Source organism: Acidobacteriota bacterium (assembly GCA_039028635.1).
Taxonomy (GTDB): domain Bacteria; phylum Acidobacteriota; class Thermoanaerobaculia; order Multivoradales; family JBCCEF01; genus JBCCEF01.
In genome coordinates this window covers 13,543-32,138 of record JBCCHV010000072.1, presented here as the reverse complement: position 1 = coordinate 32,138, position 18,596 = coordinate 13,543, and the positions used below count along the sequence as shown (strand labels likewise).

Annotated in this window: 20 protein-coding genes; 13 read left to right on the top strand and 7 right to left on the bottom strand. The window is 68.1% G+C overall.

Annotated elements, in window-relative coordinates; all coding sequences use genetic code 11:
• Nucleotides 1-204 precede the first annotated feature (204 nt).
• The 7 genes from AAF604_22130 to AAF604_22100 all read right to left on the bottom strand — a co-directional run bounded on the left by AAF604_22130 (nt 205) and on the right by AAF604_22100 (nt 7,269).
• Nucleotides 205-1,326, bottom strand: a complete 1,122-nt coding sequence (locus tag AAF604_22130) for a hypothetical protein (protein ID MEM7052380.1) — start codon at nt 1,324-1,326, stop codon at nt 205-207.
• 18 nt (nt 1,327-1,344) lie between these two features.
• Nucleotides 1,345-1,881 carry a serine O-acetyltransferase gene (locus AAF604_22125; protein MEM7052379.1) on the bottom strand — a complete coding sequence of 179 codons (537 nt, stop codon included), beginning with the start codon at nt 1,879-1,881 and terminating at the stop codon, nt 1,345-1,347.
• Nucleotides 1,878-2,648 carry a polysaccharide deacetylase family protein gene (locus tag AAF604_22120; GenBank protein ID MEM7052378.1) on the bottom strand — a complete coding sequence of 257 codons (771 nt, stop codon included), beginning with the start codon at nt 2,646-2,648 and terminating at the stop codon, nt 1,878-1,880. The genes AAF604_22125 and AAF604_22120 overlap by 4 nt, the downstream gene beginning before the upstream one ends.
• Entirely contained in the window at nt 2,645-3,772 is a 1,128-nt protein-coding gene (locus AAF604_22115; GenBank protein MEM7052377.1) for a glycosyltransferase, read from the bottom strand. The genes AAF604_22120 and AAF604_22115 overlap by 4 nt, the downstream gene beginning before the upstream one ends.
• Nucleotides 3,769-5,202 carry an oligosaccharide flippase family protein gene (locus AAF604_22110; GenBank protein MEM7052376.1) on the bottom strand — a complete coding sequence of 478 codons (1,434 nt, stop codon included), beginning with the start codon at nt 5,200-5,202 and terminating at the stop codon, nt 3,769-3,771. The genes AAF604_22115 and AAF604_22110 overlap by 4 nt, the downstream gene beginning before the upstream one ends.
• Nucleotides 5,192-6,097, bottom strand: coding sequence for a glycosyltransferase (locus AAF604_22105; protein MEM7052375.1), 906 nt, complete (start codon nt 6,095-6,097; stop codon nt 5,192-5,194). Before AAF604_22105 ends, AAF604_22110 begins: the two co-directional genes overlap by 11 nt.
• A gap of 77 nt (nt 6,098-6,174) precedes the next feature.
• Entirely contained in the window at nt 6,175-7,269 is a 1,095-nt protein-coding gene (locus tag AAF604_22100; GenBank protein MEM7052374.1) for a Glu/Leu/Phe/Val dehydrogenase dimerization domain-containing protein, read from the bottom strand.
• A 271-nt stretch (nt 7,270-7,540) separates the two neighbouring features.
• On the opposite strand from AAF604_22100, the gene queG reads away from it, so the two are divergent.
• From queG to AAF604_22035, 13 genes are all read left to right on the top strand, one after another.
• Entirely contained in the window at nt 7,541-8,683 is a 1,143-nt protein-coding gene (gene queG / locus AAF604_22095) for a tRNA epoxyqueuosine(34) reductase QueG (GenBank protein MEM7052373.1), read from the top strand.
• A gap of 128 nt (nt 8,684-8,811) precedes the next feature.
• Nucleotides 8,812-10,707 carry a 30S ribosomal protein S1 gene (locus AAF604_22090; protein MEM7052372.1) on the top strand — a complete coding sequence of 632 codons (1,896 nt, stop codon included), beginning with the start codon at nt 8,812-8,814 and terminating at the stop codon, nt 10,705-10,707.
• Nucleotides 10,708-10,783: 76 nt separating this feature from the next.
• Nucleotides 10,784-11,062, top strand: coding sequence for an integration host factor subunit beta (locus AAF604_22085; protein ID MEM7052371.1), 279 nt, complete (start codon nt 10,784-10,786; stop codon nt 11,060-11,062).
• Between the two features lie 16 nt (nt 11,063-11,078).
• On the top strand, nt 11,079-11,594 hold the full coding sequence (locus tag AAF604_22080) for an HIT domain-containing protein (GenBank protein ID MEM7052370.1): 516 nt from the start codon (nt 11,079-11,081) through the stop codon (nt 11,592-11,594).
• A complete protein-coding gene (locus AAF604_22075; protein ID MEM7052369.1) occupies nt 11,591-11,989 on the top strand; it encodes a DUF6677 family protein in 399 nt (132 codons plus the stop codon). The genes AAF604_22080 and AAF604_22075 overlap by 4 nt, the downstream gene beginning before the upstream one ends.
• A gap of 4 nt (nt 11,990-11,993) precedes the next feature.
• Nucleotides 11,994-12,188, top strand: a complete 195-nt coding sequence (locus tag AAF604_22070) for a hypothetical protein (protein ID MEM7052368.1) — start codon at nt 11,994-11,996, stop codon at nt 12,186-12,188.
• A 22-nt stretch (nt 12,189-12,210) separates the two neighbouring features.
• Entirely contained in the window at nt 12,211-13,353 is a 1,143-nt protein-coding gene (gene lpxB, locus AAF604_22065) for a lipid-A-disaccharide synthase (GenBank protein ID MEM7052367.1), read from the top strand.
• A complete protein-coding gene (locus AAF604_22060) occupies nt 13,350-15,188 on the top strand; it encodes an ABC transporter transmembrane domain-containing protein (GenBank protein ID MEM7052366.1) in 1,839 nt (612 codons plus the stop codon). Before lpxB ends, AAF604_22060 begins: the two co-directional genes overlap by 4 nt.
• Before the next feature lie 9 nt (nt 15,189-15,197).
• On the top strand, nt 15,198-15,863 hold the full coding sequence (locus AAF604_22055) for a lysophospholipid acyltransferase family protein (protein ID MEM7052365.1): 666 nt from the start codon (nt 15,198-15,200) through the stop codon (nt 15,861-15,863).
• Nucleotides 15,860-16,738 carry a YicC/YloC family endoribonuclease gene (locus AAF604_22050; protein MEM7052364.1) on the top strand — a complete coding sequence of 293 codons (879 nt, stop codon included), beginning with the start codon at nt 15,860-15,862 and terminating at the stop codon, nt 16,736-16,738. Before AAF604_22055 ends, AAF604_22050 begins: the two co-directional genes overlap by 4 nt.
• On the top strand, nt 16,728-17,393 hold the full coding sequence (gmk, locus tag AAF604_22045) for a guanylate kinase (GenBank protein ID MEM7052363.1): 666 nt from the start codon (nt 16,728-16,730) through the stop codon (nt 17,391-17,393). Before AAF604_22050 ends, gmk begins: the two co-directional genes overlap by 11 nt.
• A 166-nt stretch (nt 17,394-17,559) precedes the next feature.
• Nucleotides 17,560-17,775, top strand: coding sequence for a DNA-directed RNA polymerase subunit omega (gene rpoZ / locus AAF604_22040; GenBank protein MEM7052362.1), 216 nt, complete (start codon nt 17,560-17,562; stop codon nt 17,773-17,775).
• Entirely contained in the window at nt 17,697-18,575 is an 879-nt protein-coding gene (locus AAF604_22035) for a uracil-DNA glycosylase (protein MEM7052361.1), read from the top strand. Before rpoZ ends, AAF604_22035 begins: the two co-directional genes overlap by 79 nt.
• The last annotated feature ends 21 nt before the right edge of the window (nt 18,576-18,596 follow it).

The following is an 18,596-nucleotide window of genomic DNA, read 5'->3' as shown; positions in this document are numbered from 1 at the left end:
GCGGACTTTTTCAGCAGTCTGCTAGCAGGTTGCTGAAAAAGTCATCGGCAACCTGCTTCCGGGCCCGGAGGGCCCGGCGGCGGAGCCGTGAGACGGGGTGAGCCCGAAAAATCGCACTTTTTCGGGCGAGGGGGCGCTTAGCCCCCTGAAACAAACAGCTAGCAGCGTTGGAAAAGTCGCGGAGCGGACTTTTTCAGCAGTCTGCTAGCGAACCTTGGTGAGCGGGACCAGGCGAGGGCCCGAGAGCTCGCCGCCGTCGTCGAGGATGCGCAAGGAGAGCTGCGAGCTGGCGGTCGTGTGGACGCAGCCGGTGAGCAGCAGCCAGCGCTCGGCGGTGGGGCGGAGCAGGTAGTCGTAGGCCAAGACCTGGCCGTCGAGGGTCGAGATCTCCGGAGGGAGATCAGCGAGGGTGCGCCAACCGCTCTCGGAATCCCAAGTTGTGAGGTACAAGCGTGGCTGGTCGCGGTTGCGGCGATCGAACCAGGCCAGCGCGAGGGCGCCCTGGCCATCGCCGGTGGGCCGAACCGTTTGATAGTCGCGCCCGGGCTCCCAGGTGCGGGTTTGCTGAACTCCCCAGGGCGTCCAGCGACTGAGCTCCCAACGGCGGCCGGCGTCGGCCGAGCGAAACACCCGGCCACGCTCATCGAGGAGGATCCGATGGTCGTCGCCGCCTGCCGGCAGGAGCTCGCCGGCGGCACCCCGGGGCAGGCCCGAGAGCGTCGTCGCCGGATCTGCTCCGGCACTGAAGCGCAGGCCGCCAAAGAGAACTCCCTGGCGATCGGCGGCGTCCGGATAGGCCGCTTCTGGTCGATCGAGGAGGACCGGCCGCTGACCCATGGGCTGCCATTCGCGCGCCACCAGGCGAAATGCCCGGGCGGTCGCCGGATCGCCTTCGAGGGCGACCAGCCAGGCGGAGCCGGAGAGGTCCCAGGTGGTGGCGACGGTGGCTCGGCGGGGGATGGTCAAGGCTTCGCCCAGAGGGCTCCAACGGCCCTCCTGCCAGCGCACCGGCTGCAGGCACTCGCGGCCACAGCGTTCGACTCCAAAGGGCTCTCCGGGGCCCACGGAACCGGCGAACACGGGCCGCTCGTCGGCGGCGTGAAGGCGACCGCTGGCGGCATCGCCGGCCAGGTCGATCAAGCCTCGTCGCCCATCGCCGGCGCTCACCGAGAGGAGAGCGCGTCCGCTGCGCGTGTCGAGAGCGAAGGGGGTCAAGCTGCTGTGGCGATCACAGCTCGGCGCCTGCGCCGCGGCGGGAGAGAGGGACGCGCCGATGATCAGCAGAGTGGCGAAGGCGAAGTGACGGAGAACGGAGCTGGCCGGCATGGTGAACCTCGCGGGAGATCAGGAATCGGTGCCGGGAGAGCTCAGGAGGCGTGCCGGAATGCCGGCGGCGCGGGCCTGATCCGGGAGGTCTCGGAGCACCACCGATCCGGCACCGATCATGGCATCGTCCCCGATTCGAATGCCGCCGAGAATTTTGGCGCCGGCTCCCACCGTCACGCGGTCGCCGAGGCGCGGGCAGGCGGTTTCGTCGAAGCGCACCTCGCCGAGGGTGACGCCGTGGAGCAGGGTGCAGTCCTCGCCGATGACGGTCTCGCCGCCAATCACCAGGCCGAGGCCATGGGCGATGATCAGGCCACCGCCGATGTCGGCCCGAGGCAGGATGTCGACGCCGCAGGAGCCGATCGACCAGCGCCGGGCGATGGCCGGCAGCAGGGGGACACCCCAACCCTTGAGGGCGTGGGCGAAGCGATGGGCGACCACCGCCTGGAAGCCGGAATCGAACAACAGACCGTCGAGGAGGGCCGACCAGAAGGAGCGGCCCTTGACCTGGCGCAGGCGGCCGAAGTCGCGCCGCAGGCGCGGCCACCAGGTCATCGCCGCCTCCAGCGTCGCAGGGCGGCGGTGATCCCGAGGCGCGGCAAGCGGCTCCACCAGGAGTAGGCGCCGCGGGCCTTCAGCCAGAGGTCGAAGCTCGATTCGGTGGGTCCCAGGATCATGCGTGGAAAGGCGAGGCGATCACGGCGATGGGCGTGGGGGAATCCGTGGATCGAAACGGCGCTGGTGAAACCGGCCGCGGCGACGGCGGCGCGGCTGGCGGGATCGAGACGGCCGTAAGGGTAGCAAAAGGACTCGACCGGCTCGCCGAGGAGGGTCTCGAGATCGCGGCGGCAGCCGGCGATTTCCGCCTGGAGGTCGGCGGCCGGCAGCTGGTCGAGGCGGGGGTGGCTGCGGCTGTGGGCGCCAATCTCGATGCCGGCCGCTGCCAGGCGGCGCAGGGTGTCGCCGTCGGCGAGCTCTTCGCGCCGCTCGCCGGCCGCGCGGTCCCAGTGGTTGTCGCCGCCGAGGGAGCCGGAGACCACGAACAGGGTGGCGCTCATGGCGCGGGCGCGCAGCAGCGGCAGGGCATGGCGGGCGAAGCAGCGGCAGCCGTCATCGAAGGTGAGGGCGACCTGACGGCGGTTTTTCGGCTCGCCGGCGGCCTGCCGCAGGCTGACCCCGCGCAGGCCGCGGTCGGCGAGAAAGTCGAGCTGGCGCGCCAACTCCTCGGGGGTCAGGTAACTGCCCGGGAAGGTGGCCGGCGGCGTCAGCGGTGGCGGCTCGACGTGGTGGTACATCCACACCGGCGGCAAGGCGGTCTTCACGGTGGGCTCCCGGAGCGTCGCTCCGCCGCCAGGGTCTCGAACAGGCGCTGGTAGGCGTCGATGGTGGCTTGCGCCGAGAAGGCTTCGGCGCGTTGCCGCGGCAGGTTCTGCCAATCGCGATCGAGGGCCGCCGCCAAGGCGTCGGCATAGGCCGCCGTGTCTTCCGGGTCGGCATAGAGACCGACCTCGCCGAGGACCTCCCGGCGCACCGCATCGTCGGGAGCGACGCAGGGCAGGCCGCAGGCGAGGGCCTCGAGATAGGCGAGCCCAAAGGCCTCGCTGATCGACGGCAGGGTGAGCACGTCGGCGACGGTGAACCAGCCGGGCATCTCGGCGCGCGGCACGGCGAGGCGCCGGTAGTGCTGGCGGCCGAGAAGGCGATGGGCGAGCTCATCGAGAGGTTCGGCGAGGGGGCCCCGGCCGAGGACCAGCAGGCTGGTCCGGCGGCCGCGCCGGTGGAGCTCGGCGACGGCGGCGATGGCGCGGTCGATGCGCTTGTGGTCGTCGAGGGCGCCGGCGGTCATCACCACCGGCGCGGGTAGCTCGCACGGTGCCGGCGGAGCGCCGGGGTGGAAGCGGTCGAGGTCGACGCCGTGGGGAATCACCTCGATGGCGGCCTGCGGCGCGCCGGCGGCGATCATCTCGGCGGCGGCGCCGGTGAAGGCGACCACGCGGTCCGGCCCCTGGCGTGCGAAGGCGCGCTCCCATTTCGGACTGTTGCCGTGGGCGATGTCGACGAAAGCGGTGCCCCGGCGGCGGCGCAGCCGGCGGGCGATGGCGGCGCCGATCAGTCCCCCTTCCATCACCAGGACGTCGAAGTCGCCGCGCCGCAAAGGCCCCTGGGCGCTCCAGGAGGCAGTTGCCCACTCGACGTTGAGGGGGTCGAGCCAGAGGGTGTCGAGGACCTTGCGCAGCCAGCGGAAGCGATAGAGGCGCGTCAGCCAGGGAGCGTCCCGCGGCACGGCCCACAGCTGGCGGTCCGGCACCGGCGGCGTGCCGCGGCCGAAGGTGGTGACCGCGACGCCGCGTTCCCGCAGGGCCTCGGCGAGCTCGACGACAAAGGCTTCGGCGCCGCGCTCGACGATTCCCAGGCCGGACATCACGAAGGCGATGCGCAGGGTCATCGGCGGTCCCCCTCGGCGGCCGCCGAGGGGCGGAAGAAGAAGTCCTTGACCGGACCCTCGAAGCGGTGGAGGAAGGCCGCCGCCACCAGAGCCGAGGCCGCAATGGAGGCGGCGAAGCGGCTCCAGGAGGCGGCCGGGAAAACCGCCGCCGTCAACAGGAACAGGGGCAAGGGCAGCAGGTAGACGAAGGCCAGGTCCCGCAGCAGGCGCCAGAAAGCGGGGCCGCAGAAGCTCGCCATGCGCCAGGCCATCAGCAGGTTGCCGAGCAGCAGGTAGTTGGCCCAGGCCATGCCGGCGACGCCGAAGGGGCGTGCCAGCAGCACGCCGAAGACCAGCAGGGAAGTCATATTGGCGATTACGATCACCAGCCAGGTGCGGTCCTCCTCGCGCACCTTGAGGACCTCGCCGCCGAGGCGAGTGAAAGGGTCGGCGAGGGGCAAGAAGCAGAGGATCTTGAGCAGCGGGACGGCGGCCACCCACTTCGGGCCCAGGATGATGTCGAGGAGCACCACCTCGGCGTTGAAGAACAGGAAGTAGGCGGCGAGGGTCTCGAGGGCGAGAATGCCGACGGTGCCGAGGCGGTAGGCGTCGACCATGCGCTGGCGATTGCCGCGATACTCGACCAGCGCCGGATAGACCACCCGCAGCAGCGCCGGAAGGACCAGGATCTGCAGTCGGAGGCCCCACTCGTAGGCCTTTTCGAAGAAGGCGACGGCGAGGCTGGCGGACTCGTCGAAGGCGGCGATGACGAAGCGCTGAACGTGGGGAATGGGAACCGCCGCGAGGGCGATCAGGAAAAGCAGCGAGCTGCGCCGCAGCAGCGGTGGAATAGCGGCCGGGTCCCAGCCCAAGGGGATCTCGCCCCAGGCCCGACGCCAGACGAAAGCGGCGAAGAAGGCCGCTGCGGAGAGCTCGGCCGCGACCAGGCTCCAAACACCCCAGCCGAGCGCCGCCAGGGTGATCGCGAGAGTGGCGAAGAGGGCGCCCCGCAGGACCTCCGGCGCCACCAGCCGGCGCACCGCCAGGCGGCGCTCGAAGAACACCTTCGGCACGATCGCCAGGCCGTCGAGGAGCAGCCACGGTGCAAACCAGGTGAGGACCTCCGGCAGGCGCGGGTCGAGGCCGGCGAAGAGGCCGGCGGCGAGCACCAGGCCGACGGTGAGTAGGCTGCCGGTGGTGAGGATCCAGACCAGCACCTCGCCGTAGGGCCGCCGCTCGTCGCGCACCAGGTGGTACTGGGTGCCGGCGTCGCGCACCAGACCGGCGATCACCAGGACGGCGCGAGCGAGGCCGAAGACGCCCCAGTCCTCGGGCAGGATGAGGCGTGCCAGGGCGAGCTCCGCCAGGGTCCGAATGGCGACTCGGCCGAGCTGGCTGCCGTAGGCCGAAAGGGCCGAGCTCAGGAAGCGCCTTTCCGTGTCAGCGGCCATCGGAGTCTCCTGCCGGCGGCGGCTGGTGGTCGGGCCAGGTGGCGACCACGGTGCGGTACCAGACGCGCTTGAAATGCACCACACCGCCGAAGGCGCGGCGCGCATCCCGCAGGCTGGGATTGCGGCGATAGATGTCATAGGCCGCGGCGTAGGCCTTGAGGGGGGCGGTCAGGGCGAGGGCCCGACGGCTGCTCCAGGTCGGGCCGGTGCCGAAGGCCTGGGGATGGCGGCGGGCGAAATCGTGAAAGTTTCGCCCGTACCAGGTGGCGTGCCGTTCGAGGTCTTGGCGGGATTCCCGCACCGCGGCGTGCTCGACGACGGCCGTGGGATCGAAGGCGGTGGTCAGGCCGGCGCGGCGGCAGCGCAGCACCCAGTCGAAGTCTTCGCTGGTGGTGAGGGCCTCGTCGAAGCCGCCGACACGCTCCCAGGCGGCCCGCTGGATGGCGAGATTGAGGGTGCCGAGGGGTCCCTCCGTGGCGCTATCGGCGGGGCGATCGGCGAGCAGCCCGTGAAAGGAGGCGATGTTGTCCGCCAAGGCCCAGCGCGAGCCCTGGCGCGGAAAGGTCACGGCGCCGCCGGCGACCGGATGGTGCTCGAGGTTGGCGCGCTGGCGATCGAGCCAGCCGGTGAGTGGCCGACAGTCGGCATCGATCAGGATCAGCTTGTCGCCGCGTGCCTTGGCAATGGCGAGATTGCGCGCCGCCGCCGGATTGAGCGGCTGCTCGGTGGGGAAGAAGCGGACCGAGCCATCGCGCGGGATCTGCGCCGCGCTGTCCCGGCCGACCACCACCACCTCGACGGAGTCTCCCGGAGCCCCTTCCCGGCGCAGGCCGGCGAGGGTGCGCTCGATCCACGGGGAATCGAGGCTGGGAACGATGATGGAGGTGTCGATCACGGCGTGTCGGTGGCTTCCACCGGCACCCTAGCATCGCGCGCCTAGTCGGCGGCTAGCGCGACTTGTTCAGCAACCTGCTAGCGTCGCTCGTCGATCAAGCGGCCCCACTGGCGAACTCCCAGGGCCTTGATCTTGGTCATGCGCTCCTCGGCCACCCGGTCGCCGGCTTCGGCGGTGGGGATGTTCTCGGCCTTGGCGATCTCGAACACCCGGGTCAGATTGAGGAAGATGCTGCGCGTCATGCGCAGCGCCCGTTCCTGATTGTAGGAGCCGGTGAGCTCGTTGTAGACGTTGATCAGGCCGCCGGCGTTGATCACGAAATCGGGGGCGTAGAGGATCTTGCGGTCGCTGAGGGCGGCGCCGTGGCGGTCGCTGTCGTGGAGCTGGTTGTTGGACGCGCCGGCGACGATCGAGCAGCGCAGCCGCGGAATGGTGTCGTCGTTGAGCACGGCGCCCAGGGCGCAGGGCGCGAAGATGTCGCAGTCGACGTCGTAGATCTCGTCCGGGTGGACGATCTCGACGGTGTGCTTTGAAGCCGCTTCAGCGGTGGCCTCGGGATCGATGTCGCAGCCGAAGACTTTGGCACCTTCGTCCTTGAGGTAGGACGCCAGATAGAGACCGACGCTGCCGAGGCCCTGGATGGCGACCGACTTGCCGCTCAGGGAAGCGTCGTCGAAGCGCCAGCGAGCCGCCGCCTTGATGCCCTGCAGGGTGCCGTAGGCGGTAACCGGCGAAGGATCGCCGCTACCGCCGAGGGCGGGGGCAACGCCGGTGACCCAGCGCGACTCGGTGAAGATGGCGTCCATGTCTTCCATGTCGGTGCCGACGTCTTCGGCGGTGATGTAGAGGCCTCCGAGGGAGTCGACGTAGCGCCCAAAGGAGCGAAACAGGGCCTCGCTCTTGTCCTGCTTGGGATCGCCGATGATCACCGCCTTGCCGCCGCCGAGGTTGAGGCCGGCGGCGGCGGCCTTGTAGGTCATGCCGCGGGACAGCCGCAGGACATCGGTCATCGCCTCGTCCACGCTGCTGTAGGGCCACATCCGGACCCCGCCGAGGCCCGGCCCGAGAACCGAGGAATGCACCGCGATGATGGCCTTCAAGCCGACCTCCGGGTTCGAGCAGATCAGTACCCTCTCGTGTCCCATGTCCAGCATCTGACCGAACGTGTCCATATCCCCTCACTTTCTTCGATAGAGCGCAAGCGGCGCGCGCGAACCCCGGCCCGACGAGCCCGTGCGGGCACTGTGGCGACCGCCTTGGGCGGCTGCTGGGATGAAGAACCGCCGGGGCGATTCTCGGCTGTCGCGAGGGACTTCGCGCGCGGAACCCTCTGTGTCAGAGAGTTTTCGACCGACCGGCGGATTGTACTCCAAGGCCTGGGTGGCGGCAACGGCGGAAAGGGCCTCAGCGTCCCGCGTCGGAGGGTCGAGCTAGGATGGCAGGGTGGAAGACCGTAGCGAGTCGCTCATCGCATGGGCCCGGGAGCTGGGCTTCGATCGCGCCGGCGTCGCCGGACTCGAGCCGGTGGCCCGGGGAGAGCACTTCTTGCGCTGGCTCGAGCGCGGTGATCACGCCGAGATGGCCTGGCTCGAAAAGCGCCGCGAGGTGCGCCTCGAACCGGCCACGCTGTTTCCGGGGGCGCGCAGCGTGCTGTGCGTGGCGCTGCGCTATTGGCCCCTCGCAGGCGCCGGCGAGGAGGACGGCGACCTGTGGTCCGGCGTCGCCCGCTATGCCCGTGGGCGGGACTACCACAACCTGATGGGGAAGCGCCTGCGCAAGCTGGCGAAACGCATTCGCGAGGCCTTCCCGGGGTGTGAGACCCGCGCCTATGTCGACACCGGACCAGTGCTGGAGCGCGAGCTGGCGGCCCGAGCCGGCATCGGCGTGCAGGGCAAGAATACCTGCCTGCTGAGCCGCGACGGCTCCTTCTTTCTCCTGGGCGAGGTCTTCACCAGTCTCGATCTCACCCCCGCCGAGCCCCTCGCCGACCTCTGCGGCCGCTGCACTCGCTGCCTCGAAGCCTGTCCCACCGACGCCCTGGCGGAGCCCTATCGCCTCGACGCCAATCGCTGCATCAGCTACTGGACGATCGAGCATCGCGGTGACATCCCGGAGGACCTGCGGCCGCAGCTCGGGGAGTGGGTTTTCGGCTGCGATATCTGCCAGCAGGTCTGCCCCTGGAACATTCGGCGCCAGGAGGGCGGTCGGGAGAGCGACTTCCACCTGCCGCCGGCGCGCCGCGAGCTCGACCTGGCGGGCCTGCTGGCGATCGGCGAAAAGGACTATCAGGAGCTGTTCCGAGGCAGCGCCATGCAGCGCGCGAAGCGCCAGGGGTTGCGCCGCAATGCCGCCATCGCGATGGGCAACCGGGGAGACGAGGGCTATCTCCCGGCGTTGCGCCGGGCCCTCCTGGACGACGATGCGGTGGTCCGTCGGCACGCCGCCTGGGCCTGGCGGCGGATCACCGGAGAGGCGCCGCCGGAGGCCCCCGTGGAAGGCCCTCGGGAGGACGCTCCGGCGGCCGTCACGGGAGCGTCACGGAAGGGGGCCGAGGGCCCGGAAGGTGTCGAAGAATCTGTCAGTTGACACCCCTCTAGGTGGTCCCTATACTCGGTGATCCCGAGTTCTCAGAGCCTTGCCGAGAGCTCACGCTCTTCCCGTGAGAAGAGCACAGGCGCGAGCCTGACACCCCAAACAAGGAGGTATCCCGTTCCATGCAGTCCACGGAAGAACAAAACAACGAGCCGACTTCGTCGGTCGAAGAGGTCAGCGTCGCCCCCGAGGCCGACGCCACCACCGAGTCCGTCAGCGAAGAGTCGGCTGACACGTCCGATCGCATCGTCAACATGGAGCCGCACGCCGAGGCGGCCGGCGATGGCGCGGACGAGGAGTACCAGAAGCTCGTCGAAATGTACGACGAGAGCATGCGCAATCTCAGCGAGGGGGAGATCGTCACCGGCACGGTGATCGGTATGACCGCCAACGAGGTCATCATCGACGTCGGCTACAAGTCCGAAGGTTTGGTGCCGAAGAACGAGTTCACCCGCCGTGGCCAGGAGTTCACCGTCGAGGTGGGCGACGAGGTCCAGGTCCTGTTGGAGAAGACCGAGGATCTCGAGGGGCACGTGCTGCTCTCGCGCCAGAAGGCCGAGCGCATGATGCGCTGGAACGAGATCGAGAGCGCCTACAAGAACGGCTCGATCATCACCGGCCGCATCATCGACCGCATCAAGGGCGGTCTCACCGTGGACGTGGGTTTGCGGGCATTCCTTCCCGGCTCCCTGGTCGATATCAAGCCGATCAAGCACCTCGAATCGTTGCGGGGTGAGGAGCTCGAGTTCAAGGTCATCAGCCTCGACCGGCGGCGCAACAACATCGTGTTGTCGCGCAAGGCGGTGCTCGAGAAGGAGCTCGAGAAGAAGAAGGCCGAGACCATCACCAAGCTCGAGGAAGGCGCCCGCCTCGACGGCGTGGTCAAGAACATCACCGACTACGGTGTGTTCATCGACCTCGGCGGCATCGACGGCCTGTTGCACATCACGGATATCTCCTGGGGGCGGGTCAACCACCCGTCGGAGCACTTCTCGGTGGGCGACGAAGTCGGCATCGTGGTGCTCAAGTTCGATCCCGAGACGGAGCGCGTCTCGCTGGGCTACAAGCAGAAGTCCGAGGATCCGTGGAACCTGGTCGACAAGAAGTACCCGATCGGCTCGCGAGTGCGCGGTCGGGTGGTCAGCCTGGTGGACTACGGTGCCTTCGTCGAGATCGAAGAGGGCGTCGAGGGTCTGATCCACGTCTCCGAGATGAGCTGGACCAAGAAGGTGGTCAACCCGGCGCGCATCCTGGAGGTGGGCGACGAGGTCGAGGCCATCGTCTCCGAGCTCGACATGGGGCAGCGGCGCATCAGCCTGTCCTTGCGGCAGACCGAGCGCAATCCTTGGGAGGAGCTCGAGGACAGCCACCCGATGGGCAGCATCATCGAGGGCAAGGTCCGCAACCTCACCGAGTTCGGCGCCTTCGTCGAGATCACCGAGGGCATCGACGGTCTGATCCACGTTTCGGACATGAGCTGGACGAAGCGCGTCAAGCACCCCAGCGAGGTGCTCAAGAAGGGCGATCTGGTCAAGGCCCGGATCACCAACATCGACGTCAACAACCAGCGGGTGTCGCTCTCGATCAAGGAGTTCATGCCTAACGAGTGGGAGGACTTCGTGTCCAGCCACCACGTCGGCGACACGGTCGACGGGCGGGTCGTGAACGTCACCGACTTCGGTCTCTTCATCGACATCTACCAGGGCCTCGAAGGCCTCGCCCACGTCAGCGAGATCGACATCGCTCCGGGGCAGAAGATCGAGGAGGAGTTCCAGGTCACGGATTGGGTGCGCGCTCGCATTCTGCGCATCGAGGACGACGACAAGAAGGTCGGCCTCACCATGCGGGGCCTGCTCCAGCCGACCTCCGAGGAGGTCGAGGAGCTCGAGCGTAGCGCCGGTGGTTCCGACGGCATCGAGAAGTCCACCCGTCAGGCGGCGCGCGAGCACGTCGTCATCGAAGCCTCCGAAGGGGACGACGATGACGACGATGCCTCCGCGGGTGAAGAAGAAGAGTAGAACCGGCGGTGGCGGCCCCACACGGGTCGCCGCCGACTCTTTTTAGCGAGGGGGAGCCGTGCCTGTACGAGACGGGATGACGAAGGCCGAGCTGGTCGACGAGGTGGCACGCAGCACCCAGCTCACCAAGAAGCACGCCGAGATCATCGTCAACACGGTGTTCGACAGCATCGTCCACTCCCTCAAAGAGGGCGAGAAGATCGAGCTCCGAGGCTTCGGGAGCTTCCGCATCCGCAATCGCGGGCCGCGGATGGGGCGCAACCCCAAGACCGGCGAGAAGGTCCAGGTGCCGGCGAAGCGGATTCCCTACTTCAAGCCCGGCAAGGAGCTGCGCGAGCTCCTGAATACGAAGTAGCCTTCGGCTGCGCACCATGGAGAGCTTGTCGACCCCATGGAGGTTCGACTACGTGTCGAGTGCCGCCATGAAGAGCGACGAGTGCTTTCTCTGTAGCGCCGCCCGTTCTCCGCAGGAGCCGGATTCGCTGGTGGTTCACGGCGGCCGGTTCCATCTCATTCTGCTCAATCGCTTTCCCTATGCCAGCGGTCACCTGATGGTGGCACCGCTCGAGCACTGGCGGGAGCCGGGGCAGGCGCCCGCCGCGGCGCAGCGCGAGCTGTGGTCCCTGGTGCTCACCAGCCAAGGAGTGTTACAGCAGGTCTATGAGCCGGAGGGCTTCAATCTCGGCATGAATCTGGGCAGCGCCGCCGGCGCCGGGGTCGCCGACCATTACCATTTCCACGTCGTGCCGCGCTGGCGGGGCGACACCAACTTCATGACCGCCGTGGGCAGCGTGAGGGTGGTGCCGGAGGATGTCCGAACGGCCTGGCGTCGCCTGCGGCAGCGCTTCGCCGCCTTGCCCGAACCGGGCTCCGAGGAGTGCGAGTGAACCAAAGCGAGAAAGAGGCGCGGCCGGATTTTCCCCGCGCCTTCAAGCTGGCGGCGGGAGCGCTGCTGTTTCCGGGCCTCGGTCACCTGTTGCTCGGTCGCCGCGTCCGGGCTTTGATCTTCTTCGTCCTGGTGGCGGTGGCGATGTTGGTGGGCATCGCCCTCGAGGGCAAGCTCTACCGTCCCGTCGCCGGGCAACCCCTCAGTCTCCTGGGCACCATCGGCTCGATGGGCATGGGGGTGGGCTGGTTGGCCCTCGAGTTCGTGCTCGGCTACGAGGGCGATCTGGTGGCTGCCGGCTTCGACTACGGCACCGCCTTCCTGCTCACCGCCGGCCTGATGAATTTGCTCTTGGTGATCGACGTCTGGGACATCGCCCTCGGGCGCAAGGAGTAGAGACGTGCTTAGCCACTTCTTCCTGATGGTGCTCTACGCCTTGCTGGTGAGCCTCTTCTTCACCACCCTCTGGCGACGCGAGCGGCGGCAGCAGATCAAGCTCTTCTGTCAGATCTTCTTCGGCATGGTCGGCGGTGGTCTGCTGGTCGCCTGGTTGATGTATCCCTTCCCGTCCGGGCCGCCGGCACCGTTCCCTTGATCGCTTTCCCGAAGCTGCTGCCATGACCTCCGTCGGTCCCTTGATGATCGTCGCCGGGGAGGCTTCCGGCGACCTCCACGGTGCTCGCATGCTGCGCGCTCTGCGCCGCCGTTTTCCGCGTCTCGAGGCCTTCGGCTTGGGCAGCACGGAGCTGCGGGAGGCCGGTTTCGAGGCGGTGGCGGACAGCTCCGAGATCTCGGTGGTGGGAATCGTCGAGGCGCTCAAGATCCTGCCGCGGGCGCGACGCCTGTTCGCCCGGCTGGTGAAGGAGGCCGAAGCCCGTCGCCCGTCGGCAGCGGTGCTGATCGATTCGCCGGACTTCAACCTGCGCCTGGCTCGTCCGCTCAAAGATCAGGGCATCTCGGTGATCTACTACATCAGCCCGCAGGTGTGGGCCTGGCGCAAGGGACGGGTCCACACCATTCGGCGACGCGTCGACCGCATGCTGGTGCTGTTTCCCTTCGAGGTCGACTTCTATCGCCGCTACGGCATGGACGTGACCTGCGTCGGACACCCGCTGATCGACGAAGTGCCGCAGCTAGAGCAGCGGTGGCAGCAGGGTGCGCCGGACCAGGAGCCCTACCGCATCGCCCTGCTGCCGGGGTCCCGGCGCAGCGAGGTCAGCGCCCTCTTGCCGGCCATGCTGGGAGCCGTCGAACGGCTGGCGCGAGAGGTGCCGCTCTACGTTCGCCTGGTCAAGGCGCAGGGGCTGTCGCGTTCCTGGATCGAGGAGCTGATCGCCGACGCGTCGCTGTCTCGGCAGGTCGAGATCGTCGAAGAAGATCGCTTCGCGGTGGTGGCCGACAGCCATCTCGCCCTCACCGCCTCCGGGACCGCGACCCTCGAGGTCGGGTTGCTGGGCACGCCGATGGTGGTGATGTATCGCCTGGCGACCTGGACCTACTGGTTGGCGCGGCGGCTGGTTCGCTTGCCCCACTTCAGCCTGGTCAACCTGGTGCTCGGCCGGGAGGTGGTACCGGAGCTGCTGCAGGCGGAGGCGTCGGCGGAAAGAACCGCCGTCGAGGCCCTCGCCATTCTGCGCGACGAGGCACGCCGACGGCGCCTGCAAGAGGGGCTTTCCGAGCTGCGCCCGCGGCTGGGATCGGCCGGTGCCAGTGAACGCGCCGCCGAAGCCGTGGCCGAGTCTCTGGAGGCGCTGGCTTGAAGATCGCGAGCTTCTTCTGGCGCTACTTCCGGCGCTACCTGCCGACCGCCGGCGTCGCCTTGCTGGCGATCGTCACCTTCGCCGTCACCTCGGCGCTGGTGGCGGCGCTGATCGAGCCCATCTTCGCCGAGGTTCTGCAATCCGAAGACGGTCCGTCGCTGCTCGGTGTGGCCGAGGCCGAAGAGGGTGAGAAACCCTCCTTCTTCAACGCCGCAGCGCAGTTCGACCGCTTCTACGGCGGGCTCAAGGAGCGCTTCGACGTCGACGAGGACAATGTCTACATCTTCGTGCCGCTCCTCTTCGGGTTGGTCTTCCTGATCCGCAATCTGGCCAACTTCGTCAGCGGTTACTCCTTCCAGCGCATCGGTCTGGGGGTGATGACCGATGTCCGCAACGACCTCTACGAGCGCATTCTGGGGCAGTCGAGCCGCTTCCACTCGGAGCACACCTCCGGCGAGCTGATGGCGCGGGTGGTCAACGACGTCTCGTTGATGCAGAACGCCGTCTCGAACCGGCTGCTCGACCTCTTCCAGCAACCCCTCACCCTGATCCTCTACACGGCATTGCTGCTCTCGACCCATTTCTCCTTGGGCATCATCTGCCTGGTGGTGGCGCCGGTGCTGGTCTATCCGATCGTGCGCTTCGGCAAAGGCATGCGGCGCACCAGCCACCGCTCCCAGGAGCGCATGGCCGACATCGCCTCGCTGATGTCCGAGGGGGTGCGCGGCTACCGGGTGGTCAAGTCCTTCGGCATGGAGGAGTTCGAGCATCGCCGCTTCAGCGAAGCGACGGAGCAGCACAAGCGGGTCAACTTGAGAGCCCAGCTACTCTCCAATCTGTCGAGCCCGGTGGTGGAGTCGCTGGCGGTGGTGGGTTCCGTCGCGTTGCTCATCTATGCCGGCAGCAGAATTCATCAGGGCGAGATGTCGGGCCCGCAGCTGGTGATGTTCCTCACCACGCTGATGTTGATGTATGACCCGATTCGCAAGCTCAACAAGGTCAACCTCATCCTGCAGGAGGCGCTGGCGGCGGCGCACCGGGTCTCCGGCCTGATGGCGGTGCCGAACGATATCGAGGAGCGTCCCGGAGCTCGCCACATCGATGGCGTCGAGCAGGGCGTGTCCTACGAAGGGGTGTCCTTCGGCTACGAGCAGCAGCCGGTCCTGGAAGATATCGATCTGGTGATCCGGCGCGGTGAGATCGTCGCCCTGGTCGGGGCTTCCGGTGCCGGCAAGTCGACGATGGTGAACCTGCTGTCGCGCTTCTTCGATCCCGACCGCGGCCGCCTGGCGATCGACGGCATCGACCTGCGCGACCTCAAGCTCAGAAGCTTGCGCTCCTTGATCGGTGTGGTCACTCAGGAGACGGTGCTGTTCAACGAATCGGTGCGCAACAACATCGCCTATGGGCGCGATGATCTGCCCCTCGAGCGGGTGCGCGAAGCGGCGCGAGCGGCCTTCGCGGACGACTTCGTCCAGGACTTGCCGGAGGGCTATGAGACCCGCATCGGCGAGGGCGGCCTGCGCCTGTCCGGCGGTCAGCGCCAGCGCCTGTCGATTGCCCGCGCCCTGCTCAAGGATGCCCCCATTCTGGTCCTCGACGAAGCCACCTCACAGCTCGACAGCGAGTCCGAGGCGTTGGTGCAAAAGGCCCTCTACAACCTCATGCAGGGCCGAACGACGCTGGTCATCGCGCATCGCCTGTCGACCGTCATGAAGGCCGATCGCATCGTGGTGATGGAGGCCGGCCGCATGATCGAGGCCGGGACCCACAGCGAGCTCCTGGCCCTCGGCGGTACCTACAAACGGCTCTACGATCTGCAGTTTCGAGAGTGAGGCGGCGCGATGATCAAGCTCGAACGGGAGTGGCAGATCGCACTCGGGTCCTGGCTCCTCGCCTGGATCGTGCGCGGCCTGGCCGCGACGGTGCGCCGCCACCACGACGGGGACGCTGCGCAGCGGGCCCTGGAGTCCTCCGGAAGTCCCTACATCCTGGCTTGCTGGCATCGCCATCTGCTGCTGATGCCAAAGGCTTACGGAGGCCGTAGGATATCGATCATGATCAGCCAACATCGAGACGGCGAGCTGGCCGCCCGGGCGGCGGCCCGGTTGGGCATCGGCTCGACCCGCGGCTCGACCACCCGCGGTGGGGTGGCGGCCCTTTGGGGACTGCTCAAGAAGGCGCGCGCCGGCTGGGATCTGGCCTTCGCGCCAGACGGCCCCAAGGGACCCCCGGAAGTCGCCAAGGCCGGGGTGGTGTTGGCCGCCGCGGCCACCGGCTTGCCGGTGGTACCGGTGGCCTTCGCGGCCAGCCGCTATCGCTGCCTGGGGAGCTGGGATCGCATGATCGTTCCCCTTCCCGGGGCGCGGGTCTGCTTCGCCCACGGCGAGCCGCTGTCGTTCTCTCGTGAAACGGACACCGAGGAAGGCTGCCGCTTGCTCGAAGAGCGCCTCGGCGAGGTCGGCCGACGCGCCGAGGCGCTGGTGACACCAGGGGGGAAGACGTCATGAGGAGCATGACCGGATTCGGTCAACAGAGCTTCAGCAACGATCGCTTCGAAGTCACCTTCAAGCTGCGTGGAGTCAACCATCGCTTCTTGGAGCTGCGCCTGCATCTGCCGGACGAGCTGCGACCGATGGAAGGGGAGCTCCGCGAGCTGCTCACCGGCGAGCTTTTCCGCGGTCGCGTCGACGCCAACGTCGACCTCCGGCCGGTGAAGCGGGGAGAGGCACGGCTGTTGCTCGACGAGAAAGTGATCGCCGCCACCCACGAGGCCGTCGGGCGGCTGCGCGAGCGCGGCTGGGTGTCGGCGCCGCTGACCTTCACCGATCTGTTGGCGGTGCCTCAGGCGGTCACCACCGAGGTCGCCGAGGTCGAATGGCGCGACGAGGACGGCGAGATCCTGCGGCGCGCGGCGGCCGGCGCCCTCGAGCAGATGCGCGAGGGGCGACAGTCCGAAGGCGACAAGCTGCGCGCTGTTCTGAGCCAGCGGATCGAGGCCCTCTCGGCCCTCGCCAAGGCGATGACGGCGGCGCGGGAAACGGTGCGCGACGAGCTCGCGGAGAACTTGCGGACGCGGCTGGCCGACATCCTGAAGCAGGTGCCGGTGGACGAAGACCGCATGCTTCAAGAGGTCGCCGTCTTGGTGGATCGCAGCGACATCGCCGAAGAGCTCGACCGCCTGACCTCGCACCTCGATCACTTCCTCGAGGTGATGGCCAAGGCGGGATCCGTCGGCAAGCGTCTCGATTTCCTGACCCAGGAGATCTTCCGTGAGCTCAATACCCTGGGAGCCAAGTGCCGCGACGCCGCCATGACCCGCCAGGTGCTCGACGGCAAGGTTCTCTGCGAGCAGCTGCGCGAGCAGGTGCAGAATGTCGAGTGAGTCGCAGCCGGTCGAGGCAGCGGCGACGGTGCGCGGGGAGCTGATCTTGCTGGCGGCTCCTTCCGGAGCCGGCAAGACGACGCTGGTGGATGCTCTGCTGGAGCGCCAGCAGGGGCGTATCGTCTTCTCCGTCAGTCACACCACCCGCTCGCCACGCGGTCGGGAGCGGGATGGCGAGGACTACCACTTCATCGACCGGGCGCGCTTCGAGGCGATGGTGGCGGCGGATCGCTTTCTCGAGTGGGCGGAGGTGCACGGCAACCTCTATGGCACCTCGAAGGACGAGGTCGAGCCCCGCTTGGAGGCGGGAACCGACGTGCTGCTGGACGTCGACGTTCAGGGAGCCGACCAGCTACGACGCCGATATCCGGGGATTCTCACCGTCCTGGTGCTGCCTCCGAGCTATCGCGATCTCGAGCGCAGGCTGCGCTCGAGAGGCCTCGACGATGCCGCCGTCATCACTCGCCGACTCGCCGCATCTGTCAGGGAAATCGAGTGTTACGAAAGTTTTGACTGTGTTATCATCAACGACGATGCGAGTCTTGCGGCGGCCGATCTGGCGGCCGTCATCGCGGGCCGCCGCTGCCGGATGGAACGCATGCGACCGCGGGTCGAGCAGATCCTCGAAGACTTTCGTCGTTCCGCACCGCGATAGATCCGGTCGGGGGGAAGACGGGGGAGCCGTGGTCTCCGGAGAAGTTGACCGAGTCAGCCACCGCAGCGAGCGAATCCGCGACCGACAGCGAGTCGAAAGAACTGGCCCTCGAGGGGCCGAGGTAGATACGGAGGGTATCCCCATGGACGAGAGATTTCCCGCAAAGATGGACAGCAAGTTTCGCTACGTCCTGGTGGCGGCGCACCGCGCCGAGCAGTTGATTCGCGGCGGTCGGCGCCGCCTCGAGGGCAACGACAAGCCGACCACGGCAGCGATGGCGGAGGTCAGCCAAGACGTCGTCGAGTGGGAGTACGGTCCGGCGCCGGTGGTCGAGCCGCCGGTGATCGAGACCGAAGAAGCTCCCGAAGAGGAAGTCCACTGAGCCGCCGGCCGGCACTGGACTCCGGTGCCCTGGCCGACTATCTCTGCGATCTCGGGTTCACCGAAGCCTACCGGCCGCGTTCCTCCGGGACCGCGGCCGTTTCCGTTGATGCCCTCGATGTCGGGCCGCAAGAGCCCGCGCCGCGCCGCGACGCCGGCGACCGGTCGCTCGCCGGTCAGCCCGCGGGCGACCGTCCCATCCCACCGCCGAGCGCGGCCGCTGCGCCGCCTGCCACCGAAGGTGCTGGCTCTCTCGAGGTGCTGGCGGCAGAAGCCGCCGATTGTCGTCGCTGCGGTCTCTGTGAGCGCCGTCAGCGGGTGGTGTTCGGCTCTGGGGATCCGGCGGCCGACCTGATGCTGATCGGCGAGGGGCCGGGAGCTCAGGAGGACCGCCAGGGGCTGCCCTTCGTCGGGCCCGCCGGCGCCCTGCTGACCAAGATTCTCGACGCCATCGGCTACCAGCGCGATCAGGTCTACATCGCCAATATCGTCAAGTGCCGGCCGCCGGGCAATCGCGACCCGCTGCCGGACGAGGTGGCGGCCTGCCGGCCCTATCTCGAGGGCCAGATCGCGGCGGTGGCGCCGAAGGTCATCGTCGCTCTCGGTCGGGTCGCCGCTCAGACCCTGCTCGGCACCGACATGCCCTTGGGTCGCATGCGCGGTAGCTGGCACCGGGTGCAGGGCATCGAGACGCGGGTGACCTACCATCCAGCGGGCCTGCTGCGGAATCAGTCCTGGAAGCGACCCACCTGGGAAGACATGCAGGCGGTTCGTGATCGCCTGCAGGAAGCAGCCCAATGACCCGCTCGCCGGTCGTGACCG